This window comes from Streptomyces sp. NPDC030838, from assembly GCF_055572035.1.
Genome location: NZ_JBVIED010000003.1, coordinates 471,061 through 490,917 on the forward strand (window position 1 = coordinate 471,061; position 19,857 = coordinate 490,917).

At 71.4% G+C, this 19,857-nt stretch carries 17 protein-coding genes; 13 read left to right on the forward strand and 4 right to left on the reverse strand.

Annotated features, from left to right (window positions below):
* The first annotated feature begins 213 nt into the window (after positions 1-213).
* On the forward strand, positions 214-942 hold the full coding sequence (locus tag ACZ42A_RS12680; RefSeq protein WP_468527178.1) for a copper chaperone PCu(A)C domain-containing protein: 729 nt from the start codon (positions 214-216) through the stop codon (positions 940-942).
* A gap of 112 nt (positions 943-1,054) precedes the next feature.
* Here the strand turns inward: ACZ42A_RS12680 and phoP are convergent, their stop codons facing one another.
* Positions 1,055-1,735 carry a two-component system response regulator PhoP gene (gene phoP, locus ACZ42A_RS12685; protein ID WP_043502011.1) on the reverse strand — a complete coding sequence of 227 codons (681 nt, stop codon included), beginning with the start codon at positions 1,733-1,735 and terminating at the stop codon, positions 1,055-1,057.
* Entirely contained in the window at positions 1,732-3,000 is a 1,269-nt protein-coding gene (gene phoR, locus ACZ42A_RS12690; protein ID WP_468527179.1) for a two-component system sensor histidine kinase PhoR, read from the reverse strand. Before phoR ends, phoP begins: the two co-directional genes overlap by 4 nt.
* 235 nt (positions 3,001-3,235) lie before the next feature.
* On the opposite strand from phoR, the gene phoU reads away from it, so the two are divergent.
* The 6 genes from phoU (at position 3,236) to ACZ42A_RS12720 (ending at position 7,814) form a co-directional block, all read left to right on the forward strand.
* The gene (phoU, locus tag ACZ42A_RS12695) at positions 3,236-3,934 is read left to right on the forward strand and encodes a phosphate signaling complex protein PhoU (RefSeq protein ID WP_468527180.1); all 699 of its coding nucleotides are present in this window, start codon (positions 3,236-3,238) and stop codon (positions 3,932-3,934) included.
* A gap of 138 nt (positions 3,935-4,072) precedes the next feature.
* Positions 4,073-4,237, forward strand: a complete 165-nt coding sequence (locus tag ACZ42A_RS12700; RefSeq protein ID WP_468527181.1) for a hypothetical protein — start codon at positions 4,073-4,075, stop codon at positions 4,235-4,237.
* A gap of 108 nt (positions 4,238-4,345) precedes the next feature.
* Positions 4,346-4,594, forward strand: coding sequence for an SCO4226 family nickel-binding protein (locus ACZ42A_RS12705; protein WP_468527182.1), 249 nt, complete (start codon positions 4,346-4,348; stop codon positions 4,592-4,594).
* Between the two features lie 164 nt (positions 4,595-4,758).
* Positions 4,759-6,213 (forward strand): FG-GAP and VCBS repeat-containing protein, encoded by a 1,455-nt coding sequence (locus ACZ42A_RS12710; RefSeq protein ID WP_468527183.1) that lies wholly within the window; start codon positions 4,759-4,761, stop codon positions 6,211-6,213.
* 142 nt (positions 6,214-6,355) lie between these two features.
* Entirely contained in the window at positions 6,356-7,144 is a 789-nt protein-coding gene (locus ACZ42A_RS12715) for a calcium-binding protein (RefSeq protein ID WP_468527184.1), read from the forward strand.
* 475 nt (positions 7,145-7,619) lie between these two features.
* The gene (locus ACZ42A_RS12720) at positions 7,620-7,814 is read left to right on the forward strand and encodes a hypothetical protein (protein WP_468527185.1); all 195 of its coding nucleotides are present in this window, start codon (positions 7,620-7,622) and stop codon (positions 7,812-7,814) included.
* A gap of 80 nt (positions 7,815-7,894) precedes the next feature.
* Here the strand turns inward: ACZ42A_RS12720 and ACZ42A_RS12725 are convergent, their stop codons facing one another.
* A complete protein-coding gene (locus tag ACZ42A_RS12725; protein WP_468527186.1) occupies positions 7,895-8,656 on the reverse strand; it encodes a phosphoglyceromutase in 762 nt (253 codons plus the stop codon).
* 171 nt (positions 8,657-8,827) lie between these two features.
* Here ACZ42A_RS12725 and ACZ42A_RS12730 point away from each other — a divergent pair, with 171 nt between their 5' ends.
* The 4 genes from ACZ42A_RS12730 to fxsT all read left to right on the forward strand — a co-directional run bounded on the left by ACZ42A_RS12730 (position 8,828) and on the right by fxsT (position 16,759).
* A complete protein-coding gene (locus ACZ42A_RS12730; protein ID WP_468527187.1) occupies positions 8,828-10,525 on the forward strand; it encodes a stealth family protein in 1,698 nt (565 codons plus the stop codon).
* A gap of 16 nt (positions 10,526-10,541) precedes the next feature.
* The gene (locus tag ACZ42A_RS12735; RefSeq protein WP_468527188.1) at positions 10,542-12,311 is read left to right on the forward strand and encodes a stealth family protein; all 1,770 of its coding nucleotides are present in this window, start codon (positions 10,542-10,544) and stop codon (positions 12,309-12,311) included.
* A 73-nt stretch (positions 12,312-12,384) separates the two neighbouring features.
* Positions 12,385-13,650, forward strand: coding sequence for an MDR family MFS transporter (locus ACZ42A_RS12740; protein ID WP_468527189.1), 1,266 nt, complete (start codon positions 12,385-12,387; stop codon positions 13,648-13,650).
* A gap of 361 nt (positions 13,651-14,011) precedes the next feature.
* A complete protein-coding gene (gene fxsT, locus ACZ42A_RS12745) occupies positions 14,012-16,759 on the forward strand; it encodes an FxSxx-COOH system tetratricopeptide repeat protein (protein WP_468527190.1) in 2,748 nt (915 codons plus the stop codon).
* On the opposite strand, the gene ACZ42A_RS12750 is transcribed toward fxsT, so the two are convergent.
* Positions 16,756-18,441 (reverse strand): glycosyl hydrolase family 28-related protein, encoded by a 1,686-nt coding sequence (locus ACZ42A_RS12750; RefSeq protein ID WP_468527191.1) that lies wholly within the window; start codon positions 18,439-18,441, stop codon positions 16,756-16,758. The genes fxsT and ACZ42A_RS12750 overlap by 4 nt on opposite strands.
* 179 nt (positions 18,442-18,620) lie before the next feature.
* Here ACZ42A_RS12750 and ACZ42A_RS12755 point away from each other — a divergent pair, with 179 nt between their 5' ends.
* Together ACZ42A_RS12755 and ACZ42A_RS12760 are read left to right on the forward strand one after the other, a co-directional pair.
* Positions 18,621-19,280, forward strand: coding sequence for a methyltransferase domain-containing protein (locus ACZ42A_RS12755; protein WP_468527192.1), 660 nt, complete (start codon positions 18,621-18,623; stop codon positions 19,278-19,280).
* Between the two features lie 66 nt (positions 19,281-19,346).
* Positions 19,347-19,856, forward strand: coding sequence for a hypothetical protein (locus ACZ42A_RS12760; protein ID WP_468527193.1), 510 nt, complete (start codon positions 19,347-19,349; stop codon positions 19,854-19,856).
* Position 19,857 lies beyond the last annotated feature (1 nt).

Here is a 19,857-nt window from a genome sequence, read left to right on the forward strand (position 1 = left end):
CGTCGTCGGCCGTATGCCGAACCGTTTGACCGGGGTCTTACCGGGGGTCTTATGGGAAAGCCGGGCGGTACCCCCCGGCTGAGCGAACCGCGCCCCAGGGGGAGGGTCGGGTGCGGCGGCGCGGGAACGGCTCGGTAACCTGGGGCCGCTGACAGCCACTTAGGGCGGCTTTACAAGGAGAGCTGCCCCTGCGTTCAAGGAGTTGCCGCCGCCGTGAGCAGCAGCCTTCGACGCGGCGCCCTCGCCGCCTCCGCCATCGCGTTCTCGATCGCCTCGCTCGCCGCCTGCGGCGCCGGCAACAACTCGCAGACCCTGGGGATCAAGCCGGACAACGCGGCCACCAGCGTCGGCGACATCAAGATCCAGAACGCCGTCGTCATCACCCAGCCCGACCCCGAGGCGACCGGTCCCGCGGTCGTCTCCGCCACCGTCTTCAACGCCGGCGACAGCGCGCAGACGCTGGAGTCGATCACCGTGGACGGGATGGACCAGCCCGTCGAGCTGAAGCCCGCCGGCGGCAAGGGCGAGCTGACCATCCCGGCCGGCGGCTCCGTCGTCATCGGCGGCAAGGACAACGCCTCCGCCGTGCTGCAGGACGGCGAGGGCCTGACCGACGGCGACGCCCAGAAGGTCACCTTCTCCTTCAGCGAGACCGGTGACGTGAGCCTCCAGGCGTTCGTCGTCCCGGCCGAGAGCTACTTCGCCGAGTGGGGCCCGACCAAGGTTCCCGCCGCCCCGGGCGCCACGCCGTCCGGCGAGGCCACCCCGTCGGGCGCGGCGACCCCGTCCGGCGAGGCGACCGGCCACGCGGGTGAGGGCGCCGGCCACGCCGGTGAGGGCGCCACGGGCACGCCGAGCGGCGCCGCCACCCCGGGCGACGCGGCCTCCGCGTCCGCGCCGGCCGGTGAGTCGGCGGCGGGTCACGACGCGGCCGGGCACTGAGGGTCGTAGACCTCACGGCCGTATCTCACGGCCGTAGACCTCACAGCCGTATGACGAAGGGCGGGGCCTCCGGAGAGGCTCCGCCCTTTCGTGTGTCCGTGTCCGTCCGGCTTTACGGCTCGAACTTGTAGCCGAGGCCGCGCACCGTCACCAGGTACCGCGGGGCGCCCGGGTCCGGCTCGATCTTGGCGCGCAGGCGCTTGACGTGGACGTCCAGCGTCTTGGTGTCGCCGACGTAGTCCGCGCCCCAGACGCGGTCGATGAGCTGCATCCGGGTCAGGACGCGGCCGGCGTTGCGCAGCAGCATCTCCAGCAGGTCGAACTCCTTCAGCGGCAGGTCGACCTTGGAGCCCCCGACGGTGACCACGTGCCGGTCGACGTCCATCCGGACCGGGCCCGCCTCGAGGGCGGCCGGGGCCACCTCCTCCGGCTCGCCGCGGCGGCGCAGGACGGCCCGGATCCGGGCGACCAGCTCACGCGACGAGAACGGCTTGGTGACGTAGTCGTCGGCTCCTATCTCCAGGCCGACCACCTTGTCGATCTCGCTGTCCTTGGCGGTCACCATGATCACGGGGACGTTGGAGCGGCCGCGCAGCTGGCGGCACACCTCGGTGCCGGGCAGGCCCGGCAGCATCAGGTCGAGGAGGACGAGGTCGGCGCCGTTGCGCTCGAACTCGTCGAGTCCGTCGGGCCCGGTGGTCGCGACCGCGACCTCGAAGCCCTCCTTGCGGAGCATGTACGACAGGGCGTCGGAGAAGGACTCCTCGTCCTCGACGACGAGCACACGGGTCACGGAAGGACCTCCGGGGCGGGAAGTGTTTCTTCGTACGGGGGTGCGTCAGGGGACATGCTGCGGGTGCGGCCGTTCTGCCCGCCGCCGGTGGAGCTCTGGTGCGCCCGGTCGCGGGCGGCGCCCGCCTCCGGCAGCCGCAGGGTGAAGGTGGAGCCCTGTCCCTCGGAGCTCCACACCGTGACCTCCCCGCCGTGCGAGGCGGCCACGTGCTTGACGATGGCCAGGCCCAGACCCGTACCGCCGGTGGCGCGGGAGCGGGCCGGGTCGACTCGGTAGAAGCGCTCGAAGATGCGCTCCTTGTCCTTGTCGGAGATGCCGATCCCCTGGTCGGTCACGGCGATCTCGATCATGTCGCCGCCCGGAGCGGTCACCCGGCGGGCGGCGATGCCGACGCGGGTACGGGCGGGCGAGTAGTTCACTGCGTTCTCGACGAGGTTGCCGAGGGCCGCCGCGAGCTGGCCGCGGTTGCCCCAGACGCTCAGGTCGTCGGTGCCGCCGGCGGCCATGGTGATCTGCTTGGTGGAGGCCGCGTGCCGGCAGCGGTCGACGGCCTCGGCGACCAGCTCGTCCACCGCGACCGGCTCGGCGTCCTCCAGCGGGTCGTCGTTCTGCACCCGGGAGAGGTCGATCAGTTCCTGCACGAGGTTGGTCAGCCGGGTCGCCTCGATCTGCATCCGCCCGGCGAACCGCTGCACGGCCTCCGGGTCGTCGGAGGCGTCCATGACGGCCTCGGAGAGCAGGGAGAGCGCGCCGACCGGCGTCTTCAGCTCATGGCTCACATTGGCGACGAAGTCACGCCGTACCGCCTCTATCCGGCGGGCCTCCGTGAGATCCTCGACCAGCAGGAGCACCAGACGGGAGCCGAGCGGGGCGACCCGCGCGGAGACCGCGAGGGCCTCGCCGCGGCCGGTGCCGCGCCGGGGCAGGTCCAGCTCCACCTGGCGTATCTCGCCGTCGCGGCGGGTGTCGCGGGCCATCTGGAGCATCGGCTCCACGGCCAGCTTGCCGCCGCGGACCAGGCCGAGGGCGTACGCCGCCGAGCTGGCCTTGACGACGGCGTCGGCCTCGTCGAGCACGACGGCCGACGAGCGGAGTACGGACAGGACCGTGTCCACGCCGGGCGGGAGGACCGGATCGGTGTGCAGGGAGGTGCGGGTGGGGCGTTTCAGGTCGCGCTCGCTCCAGCGGAACGCCAGCATGGCGATGACGCCGGTCAGTACCCCGGCGATCGCTGCCGCTGCGGCGACCGCCGCGTTCACGTCCATGCATCCAGGTTAGGCATGGTGCGAGGCGTGGCCACAGCCATCCGTGAGGGAGCTAGAACACTCGTCGCCCAGAGTTCACCTAGGAGCCAGTACCGGTTCATTTGGGGTGGCGGAAACGGACGCGTAGGGGACGGAACGTGGGAGCGTGGGGTTGATGACGCGGGTTTTCGGCAAAGGGCCCGGCGGCCCCTGAACTCCCCGGACTCCCCGGAACAACGCACGAGAGGGAACCCTGATGCGGGACGCGTACCACGAGGAACTGGACTCGATCGGCGACGGGCTGGTCGAGATGGCCCGCCTGGTCGGGTCGGCGATCGGGCGCGCCACGACGGCCATCCTCGACGCCGATCTGAAGCTGGCCGAGCATGTGATCGAAGGCGACAAGAAGGTCGACGACCTCCAGCACGACCTGGAGGCCCGGGCCATAGCCCTGCTGGCCCGCCAGCAGCCGGTGGCGACGGACCTGCGGATCGTCGTCACGTCGCTCCGTATGTCGGCCGACCTGGAGCGCTCCGGCGACCTCGCCCAGCACGTGGCGAAGCTCGCCCGGCTGCGCTTCCCCGAGCGGGCGGTCCCGCACGACCTGCACGCCACCATCCTGGAGATGGGCCAGCTCGCCCAGCGGCTGATGGCGAAGGCCGCGGAGGTGCTGGTCACCAAGGACGTCGACCTGGCGCTCCAGCTGGAGCAGGACGACGACGCGATGGACCTGCTGCACCGCACCCTCTTCCAGCACCTGATGGACGACCGCTGGAAGCACGGCATCGAGACCGCCGTCGACGTGACCCTGCTGGGCCGCTACTACGAGCGGTTCGCCGACCACGCGGTCGCGGTCGCCAAGCGCGTCGTGTTCCTGGTGACCGGCGAGCACGCGGACGAGCTCCAGCAGGAGCTGCAGGCGGAGATCCAGCCGGCGGGGACGGAAGGGGCCTGACCCGGCCTGATCGGGCCTGGCGGGGGGCATCGGGCGCCTCGGGGTGCGGCGGGGGCGCGTGCGAGCCACTGTGCGCCGTTGATGCGCCCAGAGAACCGGGCATGCAATGGGCACAGGCTCCAGCCTCGAGGAGGATCCATGGCCGAATCCCCCGGCACCCCCGCCGCGACGCCCGACCCCACGCAGGAACGCCCGACCGAGCAGCCCGCGGAGATCAGGAACCTCATGCTGATCGGCGCCTGCGGCTGCGGCTCGGGCTGCGGCTGCGGGTGCCAGTCGGGCAATCCGTGCCAGTGCGGGTGACCGCGACTCCGTGACCACGTGGAAGGGCCCCCGGCGTGCTGCCGGGGGCCCTTCGGCGCAGCATGGAATGGGACCACGGAAGGGACCAAGGGGAAGGAGGTGGAGGCCATGCCCGAGTTCATGGACGTCCACCACAACATGAAGGGCATCACCGAGGACCAGCTCCGCGACGCCCACCAGGCTGACCTCGCCATAGAGAAGGACGAGAGGGTCCACTTCAAGCAGGCCTGGGCCGATCCGGAGTCCGGAGTCGTCTACTGCCTGTCCGAGGCCCCGTCGGCCGAGGCGGTCCAGCGCATCCACGAGCGGGCCGGGCACAAGGCGGACGAGGTCCACCCGGTGCCGCTGACCATCTAGAGCAGACCCGCAATCCGGAGCAGACCTGCATCCGGAGCAGACCTGCAATCCAGAGCAGACCTGCTGTCGTTCTCCGTACAACCATTCGCCTGTCGCGCAGGTCCAAGAGCGCGGTTGATCACAGCTCAGCACGATCCCAGCACGCTCTTGGACAACGGAGACCCATGCGCGCCAGACGTCCCGCCCTCGCCGCTGCCGTGGCCCTCGCGGCAGCGGTCTGCACACCGCTCTTGACGGCCCCCTCGGCGTCGGCGGCCCCCGCCAAGCTGTCCGACGACTTCAACGGCGACGGCTACCGCGACTTCGTCATGCTCGGCGGCTCGCACGGCAAGGACGGCCGGGTCACCGTCGTCTACGGCACCTCGGCCGGCCCCGGCACCCGCGTCCAGACCATCCACCAGGACTCGGCCGGCATCCCCGGCGCGGTGGAGGAGGGCGACTGGTGGGGTGCCGCCGCCACCACCGCCGACCTCGACCGCGACGGCTACGCCGACCTGGTCGTCTCCTCCCCCGGCGAGGACGCCGGCACCATCCAGTCCCGCGGCGGGCTGACCGTCGTCTGGGGCAGCGCCACGGGCCTCGGCTCCGGCACGGTCTTCAACTCGCCCGTCCCGCAGGAGTACGAGAACCAGGGCGACCACTTCGGTGAGGACCTCGTCTCCGGGGACTTCGACGGCGACGGCGACGTGGACCTCGCGGTGACCAGCAACAGCCGGGCGGGCGTGGTCCTCCTCAAGGGCCCCTTCACCCGCACCGGCGGGAAGAGCGGCTCGGACACCCTGGGCGGCGCCTACGGCTACCTGTGGGCCCCCAACCTGGTCGCGGGCCGCGTCACCGCCGACGGCGCCACCGACCTGTACGTGCTCGGCCTGGACCTCCAGGACGGCAACGACGACACGGACCTGCGGGCCTACTTCCACCGCGGCGGCAGCACCTTCACCCAGCGCGCGGGCGAGCTGCGGGTGCCCGACGACGGCGGCCACCAGGGCGGCGACATCCTCACCATCGGGGACTTCGACAAGGACGGCTACGGCGACCTCGCCATCGGCCGCGGCTACGAGCAGACCGAGGGCGAGAAGGGCTACGTCACCGTCCAGTACGGCGGCTCCACCGGCCCCAACACGGCCCGCAAGCAGGTCACGTTCACCCAGAACACCACCGGCGTGCCCGGCTCCTCCGAGAACGAGGACTACTTCGGCTCGGCCGTCGCCGCCGGTGACGTCAACGGCGACGGCTACGCCGACCTCGCCATCGGCGCCCGCGGCGAGGACCTCGGCACCAAGCGCAACGCCGGCTCGGTCACCGTCCTCCTCGGCCGCGCGGGCGGCCTGTCCGCCACCGGCGCCAAGTCCTACTCCCAGGACACCTCCGGCATCGCGGGCACCCCGGAGACCGAGGACCAGTTCGGCGCCCACCTCAAGCTCACCGACTACACCCGCGACGGCCGCGCCGACCTGATGGTCGACACCAACGAGCAGCTGGGCTACGAGGACCGCTGGGGCCTCGTCCACTTCCTCAAGGGCTCGGGCTCGGGCATCACGACCACGGGGTCGAAGACGTACTCGGTGGACTCGCTGAAGCTGTCGTACTCGCGGATGGGCGGGCCGTTCGCTCGCTGAGCGCGCCACTGATGTCTGTCCGGACATGACGGACATCAGCGTCTGCTTGTGACCGGCGGGGCCGCTCACTACGGTGTGCCCTTTCCTGCGCCCCGCCGTGTACACATCAGGTGGGGCGTCTTCACCCTCGCAAGGGAGCCCCATGCGCAAGCGCGCACTCTTCACCGTGCTGGCCGCCGCGGGCCTGCTGGGCGGATTCACCGGCCCGGCAGCGCACGCGGACGACGGCGTAGGCGACGTACAGATCACCGACGTCTCCGTCAACGGTGACAAGGACATCGTCGTCGGCGTCACCGACAAGACCGTCACGGTGTCCGTGACCGCCACCGACCCGTCGGGCATCTGGGACGCCGACTTCTACCTCTGGCGCGGCCCGGACGGCAGCGACCCCTACTTCAGCGCCACCGACTACGTCACTCCGAACGAGGACACCACGCCCGCGGACTGCGTCGCGTCCAGCGCTACGACCTCCACCTGCTCGAAGACCTTCACCTTCGAGCCGGACTGGTGGGTCACCAACGCCGACGCGGGAACGTGGAAGGTCGGGGTGCACGTGTCCGCCAACGACGGCAGCTGGACGAATCGCTGGGCCCACACCACCACCCGTCTCCAGCGCCTGTCCAAGCTGACCGCCGACGCCGGTCCCGAACCGGTCATCAAGGGCAAGCCCCTCACGGTCACCGGCAAACTCAGCCGGGCCAACTGGGACACCCTCGACTACCGCGGCTACGCCGGCCAGCCGGTCAAGCTCCAGTTCCGCAAGGCGAGCGCGACCACCTACACCACCGTCAAGACGGTCAACACCTCCACCACCGGCACCCTGACCACCACGGTCACCGCGTCCGAGGACGGCTACTGGCGCTGGTACTTCACCGGCACCTCCACCACCCCGGCTGTGAAGGCCACGGGCGACTTCGTGGACGTCCAGTAGGCGAGGGCCCAGCAAGCGCCAAGCCCCCTGTCGGTGCGGGGAACCGCGGGCGGGGGGCTTGACCAGTGGGGCTCGGCGGTCTCATTGCTGCGCCCCTACTGGCATCAGCGGGCAGAGCCCTTCACCTCGCTCGGCCATGCTGGAGCACTACCCCGGCTGCCCGGCCTGCCGGATCGCACAGGACCACCGGGGGGGGGCAGCGGCCCTCTGCTCGACCGGCGACCGGCTCTACGAGGAGTACCGGCAGGCGCGCCGCGGACCCGCCCTTCAGCACTTACAGCCCAGGCCGGGCACCGGTGGGTGCTGAGGGTTCTCGGTTGGTGCTGCGGACACGTCGAAAAGCCCCCCACCCACAGAAACCCGCAGGCGGGGGGCTTGATCAGTACCGCTTACTTCTGCGCGAGCGCACTCGAAAAGCCATGGCTGCCGTCTGGGAGGACGCATACGCTCCCGTGCGCTGAGGCAGGAGGGCGAGATGTCCGACGAAGAGTCCACCGAGCACTACATGCTGCTCTGCGACGACCCGTCCCACGAGGTGGTGCTCATCGACTGCGGGCCCCGCGAGATGGATGTGATCCGAGCAGTGCGCAAGGTGACCGGGCTGAGCTTGTGGCACAGCCGGGTCCTGGCGGAGCCGGAGCCCGGAGAGCGCACGGCCCCGTCGCCCTGACGGCCCGCAGGCGGCCCCAGAGTGCGAACAAGCCCCCTACCAGCGGGGAACCCACAGGCAGGGGGCTTGTTCGTGGGCGCTTACTTCTTCTTCCCCTGGTTCTTCACAGCCTCGATCGCCGCAGCGGCCGCCTCCGGGTCGAGGTACGTGCCGCCGGGGTTGACCGGCTTGAAGTCGGCGTCCAGTTCGTAGGAGAGCGGGATGCCGGTGGGGATGTTCAGGCCCGCGATGTCGGCGTCGGAGATGCCGTCGAGGTGCTTGACCAGGGCGCGGAGCGAGTTGCCGTGGGCGGCGATCAGGACGACGCGGCCGGTGAGGAGGTCGGGGACGATCGAGTCGAACCAGTACGGGAGCATCCGGTTGACGACGTCCTTCAGGCACTCCGTCTGCGGGCGCAGCTCCGGCGGGAGCGTCGCGTAGCGCGGGTCGGAGAACTGGGAGTACTCGGCGTCGCGGTCCAGCGCCGGCGGCGGGGTGTCGTAGGAGCGGCGCCACAGCATGAACTGCTCCTCGCCGAACTCGGCGAGGGTCTGGGCCTTGTCCTTGCCCTGCAGGGCGCCGTAGTGCCGCTCGTTCAGGCGCCAGCTGCGGTGGACCGGGATCCAGAGGCGGTCCGCGGCCTCCAGGGCGAGCTGGGCGGTGCGGATCGCGCGCTTCTGGAGGGACGTGTGGACCACGTCGGGCAGCAGGCCGGCGTCCTTGAGCAGCTCGCCGCCGCGCGTCGCCTCCTTCTCGCCCTTCGCGGTGAGGTTGACGTCCACCCAGCCGGTGAACAGGTTCTTCTCGTTCCACTCGCTCTCGCCGTGGCGGAGGAGGATCAGCTTGTACGGTGCGTCGGCCATGGCTTCGAGCCTACCTAAGGGGTATGGGGGACGAGGCCCACGCTCCCCGGCCTCCGTCGACCCCCTCGTCACGTCCGGTTAAGTTCCGGTGAACTCCTCCACAACCTTTTCTCACTTTCGCCTGTCTCGTTAACGCAGGACAGGGTGTAGGGCTGAAGAGGAGCACAGAACGTGACCGTGCGTTCCTTTGCGCGGCGGATGCGACCGCGAGTCGAGCGGAAGGCCGCCGAGCGGGTCTGGCAGCTGCGCACCATGCGGCGGCGCCGCAAGGCGGCGGTCACCGATCCGGTGCTGCGTCCGGTGGCGGTGCGCGGCCAGCAGCTCTACGGCCGGGTCGTGTCCCGGTTCACCGCCGCGGAGGCGGCCGCGTCCAACCTGGACATCGTCATCGCGGCGCTGGAGGAGGCCGGGGTCTCGTACTTCCTCGTGCCCACCTCCCGTACGCGCCACATCGTGGGCGTGAACGCCGTCGACCGGGAGCGGTTCCTCACCGCCCTGGAGGCGCGGAACGCGGGCAAGGCCGTGTTCATCGGGCGGCCGCTGCCCGGCGGCCAGCTCAAGCACCCCGCGATGTTCATGGACGGGGTGCTGCCCACGGCACTGCGTTCCGCGCCCGTGCTGCGGATCGGCGAGAACCACCTGGGTCCCGCCGGTCAGCTGCTCGCCGGGCCCGAGCTGGCCTGTGACGTGGAGTTCTGGGAGGACGGCGGCGAGCTGCTGGCCTCCGCCGACGGGCCCCGGCGGCTGGCCAAGGTGCAGCCGCAGGCGTCCGAGGACATCTTCCGGGAGTCACTCGTCACGCCGCGCAACAACGGTCTCACCGACGTCCTGCCCGCCACCGAGCAGCAGCCCGCCACCGTCCGGGTCGGCGAGCGGGAACTGCCGACCTTCGCCCCCTTCACCCTGCCGACCGTGAACCGCGTCACCTTCCCCGTCGACGTCGTCTACACCTGGGTGGACGGCGAGGAGCCGGAGATGCGGGCCAAGCGGGCCCGGTACCAGGAGCGCGGCACCGCCGAGATCCTGGACAAGGAGACCAACGCCTCCCGCTACACCAGCCACGACGAGCTGAAGTACTCGCTGCGCTCGCTCGCGATGTACGCCGACTTCGTCCGGCACATCTACATCGTCACCGACGGGCAGAAGCCCCACTGGCTCGACGACGGCGTCGACGGCATCACCGTCGTCGATCATCGCGACATCTTTCCCGAGGGCGTGCTGCCCGTCTTCAACTCGCACGCGATCGAGACGCGGCTGCACCACATCCCGGGGCTGTCCGAGCACTACCTGTACTTCAACGACGACGTCTTCGTCGGCCGCCGGATCACCCCCGAGCACTTCTTCCACGGCAGCGGGCTGATGAAGATCCCCGTCTCCCCGCTGAAGATCGGCATCGGCAAACCGCACGCCGAGGAGACCGCCACCAACTCCGCCAGCAAGAACGTCCGCCGGCTGCTGCTGGAGAAGTTCGGGCGGATCACGACGAACAACTTCATGCACACCCCGCTGCCGCAGCAGCGCGGGGCGCTGCGCGCGCTGGAGGAGCTGTTCCCGGAGGACATCGCCCGCACCACGGCGTCCCGCTTCCGCTCGCCGACGGACATCGCGATGACGGCCCCGCTGCTCTATCAGTACGCCCTCATGACCGGCCGCGGCGTGCCCGGCAAGTTCAGCTTCCGGTACGTGAACATCAGCCGCCCGGACGCCGAGCGGCGCCTGGCCGACCTGCGCCGCAACCGCCGCTTCGACTTCTTCTGCCTCAACGACGTGGACGTACCGCCGGAGGAGCGCGAGCAGGTCAGCGTCCGGATGCACGCGTTCCTGGAGAACTACTTCCCGTTCCCGAGCCCCTTCGAGAAGCAGAGCTGACGGGGCGGCCCCGGCCATGGACATCCGTCACCGCTTCGCGGCACCGCCGGGCCTGCGGGCCGCGCGGGATCTCGGGGTGCGGCTCCGGATCTGGCTGTCGGCCCGGCTCTGGGCGCTGCGCGCGGTCCGGGCCCGCCGTCGGCTGCGGGCCGCCGTGCCCGGGCTGCGCCGGGTCGCCTGCGGGCCGGTGCGGCTGTACGGCCGTACGGTCGCCGGGTACACCGCGTCGGACGCCGCCGCCACCGATGTGGAGCAGGTGTGCGACCTGCTGGACGCGGCCGGCGTGCCGTACTTCCTGGTCCCCGGCGAGCCCGGACCCGGCGGTCCGCGGCAGGTGATCGGGGTCGCCGAGTCGTACCGCGGGACGGTCCTCGCGCGGGCCGCGCGGCACTTCGCCCGCACCGCCGGGTGGGTCGGCGTCGTCGGTCCGGACGGTGCCGTGACGAGCGCGGTGCTGTGGGCCGACGGGAGGCTGCCGCGGGCGCTGCGGCGGGCGGACGTGCTGCGGACCGGTGTGGTGCGCCTGGGCCCGCAGGGGCAGGTGCTCGCCGGTCTGGAGACGGGGTGCGACATCGAGTTCTGGCGGCACGGCCGGGACCTGGGGAGGGACCCCGCGCATCTCACCGTGCCGGGCGACCGGCTGCCGGACGTCTTCGGAACCGCGCTCGTGGCCCCGCGCCGCAACGCGGTCTCGGAGGTGCTGCCGGTGGCGGCGCAGCGGCCGGCCGAGGTCCCCATGGCGGGACGCCGCGCTGTGCCGACGTTCGCCGCGTTCGCCGAGCCGGGCATCGACGAGGTGTGCTTCCCGGTCGACGCCGTGTACACCTGGGTCGACGGTGACGACCCGGCGATGGCGGCGAAGCGCCGCGCCCACCAGGTGCTGTCCGACAACGTCATCGCCCCGCGCGAGACCGGCGCCTCCCGCTACACCAGCCATGACGAGCTGAAGTACGCGTTGCGCTCGCTGGAGATGTACGCCGGTTTCGTCCGGCACGTCTACCTGGTGACCGACGCGCAGATCCCCGACTGGCTGGACCCGGACGCGGCGGGTCTGACCGTGGTCGATCACCGGGACATCCTCCCGGCGGACGCGCTGCCCGTCTTCAACTCGCACGCGATAGAGAGCCGGCTGCACCGCATACCGGGCCTGTCGGAGCGCTACCTCTACTTCAACGACGACGTCTTCATCAACCGCCCGGTGCGCGCCGAGCACTTCTTCCACGGCAACGGCATCGCCCGGATCCCGCTGTCCCCGCTGAAGCTGGGCGTGGGCGACCCGCACCCGCTGGAGCCGGCGCCGAACTCGGCCGGCAAGAACACCCGCGAGGTGATCCGCCGCTTCCACGGCCGCCGGATCACCCACAAGTCGCTGCACACCCCGCACCCCCAGATCCAGGCCGTGATGCGGGAGATGGAGAGCCTGGGGATCGAGGAGCTGGAGCGGACGTCGTACTCGCGCTTCCGCTCCACCACCGACGTGGCTCCCGCCTCCACGCTGCACCACCACTGGGCGATCGCGACCGGCCGCGCGGTCCCGGCCGACTACCGCTTCCGCTACGTACAGCTGGGCACCCCGGACATGCGGCGGCGGCTGGACCGGCTCGCGGCCGGCGAGGACGTCGACTTCTTCTGCCTGAACGACGTGGACACCGCCCCGGCGCAGCGGGCGGCGGCGCAGGCGGCCATCCGTGCCTTCCTGGAGCGGAAGTATCCGTTCCCGAGCCGCTGGGAACGCGCCGCGCGGATCGCACCCCAGCCATCACGTTTGACGCTTCCTGTTAATTGAGTGGCGTACGCGGCGACGGCGTTCGTAAGTTGTGACGGCTGCTTGAGCCGCTTACAGCTGTGGGGGAACCGCGATGTCACCAGCAACGCTCAGACGTGCCGTCCGGGAGACCGTCTCCGGACTCCCCCGAGAGTTCTGGTGGCTGTGGACCAGCACCCTGGTGAACCGCCTGGGCGCCTTCGTGGCAACGTTCATGGCCCTGTACCTCACCCTCGACCGCGGCTACTCCGCCTCCTACGCCGGACTGGTCGCCGCCCTGCACGGCCTCGGCGGAGTCATCTCCTCCCTCGGCGCGGGTGTGATGACCGACCGCCTCGGCCGGCGCCCCACCCTGCTGATCGCCCAGGCGTCGACCGCCCTGTCCGTCGCGCTGCTCGGCTTCATGCGCGACCCGGTCGCCATCGCCGCCGTCGCCTTCCTGGTCGGCATGGCCTCCAACGCCTCCCGCCCGGCGGTGCAGGCGATGATGGCCGACATCGTGCGCCCCGAGGACCGGGTCCGCGCCTTCTCCCTCAACTACTGGGCGATCAACCTCGGCTTCGCCGTCTCCTCCATGGCCGCCGGTTTCATCGCCGAGACCAGCTACCTCGCCGGCTTCCTCATCGAGGCCGCGATGACGATGGCCTGCGCGATCCTCGTCTTCGTGAAGCTGCCGGAGTCCCGACCGGAGCGCACCCCGGTCGAGAAGGCCGAGGCGGAGGTCGGCCTCGGCACGGTCCTCCGGGACGGCCGCTTCATGAGCGTCGTGGGCCTCTCCTTCCTCATCGCGCTGATCTTCCAGCAGGGCTCGGTCGGACTGCCGGTCGCGATGGGCTCGGCCGGGTTCACGCCCGCGGAGTACGGCATGGCGATCGCCGTCAACGGCGTCCTCATCGTCGCGCTGCAGATCCCCGTCACCCGCTTCATCCAGCACCGCGACCCGCGCCGCCTCCTCGTGATCTCCTCCCTCCTCGCCGGCTACGGCTTCGGCCTCACCGCCTTCGCCGGCTCGGTCGCCACGATCGCCCTCACCGTCTGCGTCTGGACCCTCGCCGAGATCGTCAACGCACCCACCCAAACCGGCCTCGTCGTCCGCCTCTCCCCCGTCCACGGCCGCGGCCGCTACCAGGGCATGTACACCATGTCCTGGTCCGTCGCCGGGCTGGTCGCCCCCCTGATGTCCGGCTACGTCATCGACCGGTTCGGCGCGGAGTGGCTGTGGGGGATGTGCGCGGTGGTCGGGACGGTGGCGGGGCTGGGGTACGGGCTGCTGATGCGACGGCTGCCGGACGAGGAACAGGAGCAGCCCGCCCCGGACCCCGCGCCCGCCTCGCCCAAGGCCGCGACGGAAGCCGTCTAGTCCGCGGTCCCCGGGGGAGGGTCCCATGACCACAAAGCGTCGTTCTCGCTGCCCACAGCCCTCTCGCGCGGTCTGATCACCACCGACCGCCTACCCGCTACGCGCACACTCAAGGGCATGAGCAACGCGACCCGTCGAGCTGAAGAGGCCGACCCCGCACCCTCCCGCGCCGCCGTCGGCATCCGCCTGGGCGGGGTCCGGCTCAGCCGCTGACTAGACGCTGTCACCGGGCCCCCGAACCGCCCGCTCTCCGACGTAGCCGATACGGACTGCTGAACACCTCGCGTCCTGTGCGGCACGATGGAGAAGTAGGTGTGGCACTGGGCCCGTTGGGGCCACCGGGGTGGGAGACGGGGATGGGATGTCCGACGAGTCCGAACTGATCTTCGTCAGCCATGCCGGGCGGGACGACCAGTGGGCGGAGTGGGTCGCCTGGCACCTGGAGCAAGCCGGGTACCGCGTCGAGCTGGGGCTGTGGCACTGGCGGGCCGGCGACGACTTCGTGACGAGGATGAACGCGGCGCTGGAGCAGGCGTCCGCCGTCGTCGCCGTGCTCTCCCCGCACTACTTCGAGCCCGGCCGCTACACCGAGGAGGAGTGGCGGGCCGCCGTCGCCCGCCGGGGCCGGTTCATCCCGCTGGTCGTCCAGCCGCTGGAACAGGGGCAGATGCCCGCGATCCTGTCCTCCCTGATCCGTGTGGACCTGCACGAGCTGCCGGACGAGACGGCGGCGGTCGAGGCGCTGACGGAGGCGGTCCGGGGCCCGGCCCGCCCCGAGCACCCGCCGGTGTATCCGCCGACGGCCGCGCACGGCCCGCAACCCCGCTTCCCCGCCACGGCCGCCACGTCGGCGGTGTGGGAGGTACGGCGCCGGCGCAATCCGCACTTCACCGGCCGCGACGACGTGATCGGCGACGTACGGCGCAAACTGCTCGCCGATCGGCACGCCGCCGTCCAGGCGCTGCACGGCACCGGCGGCGTCGGCAAGACGCAGGTGGCGCTGGAGTACGTGTACCGGTTCGCCGAGCAGTACGACATCGTCTGGTGGATCGACGCGGAGCAGGCCGAGCAGATCCCCGTCCACTACGCCGAACTCGCCGGGCGGGTCGGGGTGGCCAAGCCGGACGCGGGCGTCGAGGCCAACGCCCGCTACGCCCTGGAGTTTCTGCGGTCCCGGGAGCGGTGGCTGATCGTCCTCGACAACGCGGAGGACCCGGACCGGCTGGAGACACTGCTGCCGGACGGGCGCGGGCATGTGCTGATCACCTCCCGGAACCCGGCCTGGGGGAAGATCGTGCCCGGGCTTCAGCTCGGGGTCTTCAGCCGCGGGGAGTCGGTGGCCCACCTCACCGGTCAACTGCCGTCGCTGACCGAGGAACGGGCCGACGCGCTGGCCGAGGCACTCGGCGATCTACCGCTGGCGCTGGCGCAGGCGGCGGGGGTGCTGAGCGACGGCATGCCGGTCGACCAGTATCTGCGCGTGCTGGAGACCAACACCGCTCAACTCCTCGACCACGGAAAGGTCCACGGCTATCCGGCCTCGCTGGCCGCGAGCATCGGCATCGCCCAGAGGCGGCTGAGGGACGGCCATCAGGACGCCTACGCCCTGCTCCGGCTCGCCTCGCTCCTCGGGCCGGAGCCGGTGCCGACGGATTGGCTGGTGGCCGCGCGGCCCCGGCTGTCCACGGTGCCAGGCGATCCGGACGACTTCCGCTGGCCCCAGAACGCCCTCAATCCGCTCGCCCGGTACGGGCTGGCGGTGGTGGTGCCGAACGCACTCCAGGTGCACCGGCTGACGCAAGCGGTCGTACGGCAGGGGGCGATGGGTGCCGGTGACGCGAGGGCGTTGTGGGACGACGTGGCGGCGCTGCTGACGGCCGTCGACCCGGGGGATCCGGAGTTGCCCGAGACGTGGCCAGGTTGGGCGGCGTTGGCTCCGCACCTGATCTCCGGAGCGGAGACGTTTGGCGACCGGGCCCAGCTGCGACCCGTCCTGCTGAAGGCCGCCACCTATCTGGTCCGCAGCGCTCAACCTCAGGCGGCGCGGCAGCTCGCGGAGACCCTGCACAAGACGTGGGCGGCGGCACTCGGCGAGGACGATCCGGACACCCTGCACGCGGCTCACATGGTGACGTGGGCGCTCGACGGCTTGGCGGCCCACGCCGAGGTGCTACCCCTGGTCGAAGATGTCCTGGAAAGGCGCCGCAGAGTGCTCGGCGAAAACCATCCCGACACCCTGCGTTCCTCATACGATCTCGGCATCACCCACGGCCATCTGGGCAGACCCGCCATCTCACATTCCATCCTGCAGGACGTCCTGGCCCGGCGCCGGGCGACGCTGGGCGACGACCACCTGGACACGCTCCGCTCCGCTGACGCCCTGGCCGGGGCCCTGGGCGACCTCGGCCGGCTCGAAGAGGCTCGCCGCGTGACCCTCGACGTCCTGGAACGGCGGCGCAGCGCTTCCGGCGACAACCACCCGCATACCCTCGGGACCAGCGACAACCTCGCAAACTGCCTGAGCTATCTGGGCCAGGGAAAGGAGGCCCACCGCTTGGCGACCGACACGCTCGAGCGATCCCGCGCGGTATTCGGCGACGACCACCCCCAAACCCTCCGCAGTGTCAGGACGCTGGTCACCGTCCTGTTCTCGCTCGGCCGGTTCGCAGAGGCTCACCGTGTGGGGACCGATGCGCTGGAGCGATGCCGCGCGGTGTTCGGAGAGAAGCATCCGCAGACCCTGCGCGCCGCTCATGGCGTTGGATTGGCACTGCTTCACATCGGCCGGTCCGAAGACGCACACCGCATGCTGTCGGATGCCCTGGAACGGCATCGGCAGATGTACGGTGACGACCACCCGCACAGTCTCGACGCGGCGCACAGCCTGGGCCGGGCACTCAACGAGCTCGGCAGGCACTCCGAGGCCGAACAGCTGCTGAGAGCGACCCGAGCGCGTATCCCCCAGGTCATGGGTGACATCCACGCACTCAACCAGGCCGTGGATCTGGCCTTGGCCGACGCACTGGCAGCTCAGGGAAGGCAGTTCGAGGCCCAGAAGCTGAGGGCAGCCGCCAAGCGCAAGTTCAGGTCCTGGTACGGCCGCCGCTAGCCTCCCACCTCCCGCTGCGCGTCGTACAGGTTCGCAGGCCGTACGACACCCTCCGTGCCGTACAGCTCCAGCCGCGCCCCCAACTCCCCCGCGAAGTCCGGCACATCCACCTGGCCGAACTCCCGCACCTCGTTGATCCCGACCGTCGCCGAGTACGGCGCCAGCCCGTCGATCCGGATCATCCCCGCCCGCTGGTTCGTGACCCGGATGTTCCAGTGGGTGAACCGGGCCCCGAACAGCGGGCCCGCGGTCGCGTCGCCGCCGTGGCGGCCCGTGTTGTCGATGGTGATGTCGGTGCGGACGTTGGCGAAGGGGAGGCCGCGGTGGCTGTCGAAGGTGCCTTCCGCCATGTGGCCGCGGGACCAGACGTTGTAGGAGGACAGGCCTTCGACGTTGATGCCGTGGAGCTGGGTGCCGGGCGGGGCCGGGGTCGTGCGGGCGTCGATCGTGAAGTCCTCGACCAGGTTGTCGTGGGAGCCCTCGCGGCAGAAGTACGGGTGGTGCGCGCCCCGGCCGGTCACGCGGGTGCGGCGCAGGCTGCAGGCCGAGGCGGCGACCAGGCCGAAGCCGTTGTCGACGTGCCGGACGGTCACGTCGTCCGCCCAGCAGTCGTACGCGCACTGGAAGACCACGCCGTTGTACCCGGGGTCGAGGAGGTGCGGGGACTGGGGAAGCTCGGGCGCCTCCAGGGTCAGGGACTCCACGCCCGCGCCGGTCAACTCCGGGACGTGCGTGGTCAGTCGCGGGTCCCACGCCGGGCGGAGGTCGAGCGGGAGGGAGCGTTCGAGGGTGACCTCGCGGCCGTGGACGCGGGCGATGCGCACCGGCCATTCGTAGGGGACGTACGACGTCAGCTTCGTCTTCTCGTCCCAGGCGTACGTCTCCGTGCCGGGGCCGTCGCCCGCCATGTGCCTGAGCAGCGTGTGGTCGGGGTCGTCGGCGAGGCGGAGGAGGACGAGGGCGCCGGGGCGGAGACCGGAGGGGTCGGTGACGGTGATCGTCGCCGAGCCCTGGCGGGCCGGGGCGATCGTCGTCAGCGTGCGCCACTCGTCGCGCCGGTTGCCCGTCCAGCCCTCGTACGGCCACTCCTTCGCCCTGACGGCCGCGATCAGGGAGTCCCAGCGGGCCTTCGGCGCCAGCCAGATCAGGCCGCCCGCCCAGGACCAGGCGGACTTGTCGCCGCCGTAGCGGGAGCCGTAGGGGCCGATCAGCTCGCTCAGGGGCCGGGTGGCCCGCAGGGTCGTGCGGCCGCTGCCCGCGCCGCGGAGGACCACGTTCGAGTGGCCGATGCGAAGGACGTCGTCGATGCGGTACGTGCCCGGCGGGAGGGTGACCGTGCCGCCGCCGGCCGCTCCGGCCGCGGCGAGGGCACGGTTGATCGCGGGGGCGGAGTCGGTCACGCCGTCCGGAACGGCACCGAAGGCGCGGGCGTCGGCGACGACCGGGCGGCGGGGGAAGCGGCGGGTGCCCGCGCGGTAGCCGGAGCGGGCTATGTAGGGGATCTGGGGGTGGGTGTACGGGGCGCGGGTGAACTCCCGCCAGATGTCCGGGACTTCGGCGGCCTGAGACGCGGCCGCCGCCGTCACCGGTCCCGCCGCCGTTCCCGCCGTCGCCGCGACCGCCGCCGCGGCGCTCAGCAGGGTGCGTCTGGTGATGCCGTGGTGTCTCGTCGCCTCGCTCATGGCCCGCCGACCCCTTCGTCGATTCATATTCGTGAACGACGTTCAGCTACGCGTCGGCGGTGAGCATGACATGACACTCCCGGGCACGGAAGGGGTCGCGCACGGGTCACGGCGGCCTCGGCCGCTTCGCCCGCACGCGCCATGGCTGAAAACCGTACGCGTCCCTACCCTGTTCACTCATGGACTGGCATGCGTGGCACAACGCGTACGACATCCCCGACTCCTATCTCGTCCGGCGCCTCGCGCTCGTCCAGGAACGCGTCCGGCACGCGCTCGACACCGCTCCGTCCGGGCCCTTACGGGCCGTCAGCCTGTGTGCGGGACAGGGGAGGGACCTGATCGGCGTCGTGGCGGGGCATCCGCGGCGGGAAGACGTCCGGGCGCGGCTCGTGGAGCTGGACGGGCGCAACGTGGCGTACGCACGGCGGGCCGCCGAGGCCGCCGGGCTGACCGGGGTCGACGTCGTCCAGGGCGACGCCGCGCTCACCGACCACTACGCCGACCTGGCGCCCGCCGACCTGGTCCTGCTCTGCGGCGTGCTCGGCAACCTCACCGACGCCGACGTCGAACGCGCCCTCGACCACTGCACCCAGCTGTGCCGCACGGGCGGGACGCTGGTGTGGACGCGAACCCGGCACTACGACACCCAGGTGTGCGCATGGCTGGAGAAGCGCGACTTCGAGCCCGTGTGGGTCTCCGGCCGGGAGGTGCCGTACGGCGTCGGCGCCCACCGTTTCACCGGCACGCCGGGCCCGCTGCCGCGCGGGCGGCGCATGTTCGACTTCGTCGGCTACGACGTGCTGCACGGCAGCGATCTCCTGCCCGTACAGGCGAGTTGAGGGGCGGGACACCGGACATCACCGGAAGACACCCGTCCGCACACGCGTTCGGATAGCGTCGCCGCCATGGAGAACGCACCGGAAGACAGACGGGAAGCACAGGCCACCGCGCACACCCCGCGACTGCGCCGCCTCTCGGCCGCCGTCGTGGGGGCGGCGGCCCTGGTGGCGCTGAGCGTGGGCGTCGCGCTCGCGGCCGGCTCGGAGGGCGAGCCGTATCCCACCCCGACCGCCTCGTACAGCGAGCCGCCGTCCGAGGAGACCCCCGTGCCGCCCGACACCGGCGGCGTGACCGACGGCGGCACGACCGGCGGTGGCGACACCGACGGCGGCAGCACGGGCGGCTGGGACCCGAGCCCCCAGCCCAGCCCCACCGCGCAGCCGAGCGACCCGCCAGTCCCCGACGATCCCGATCCCAGCGAGCCGCCCACCGCCGACCCCTCCGCGCCGGCCGATCTGGAGGAGCTGAACCGGCGCATCGAGGAACTCGACGAGAAGGTCGACCAGTTGCCCACGAAGAAGGAGCTGGCCGACGCCCTGCGCGCCTTCGCCGACGAACTCGACAAGGAGGAGTGAC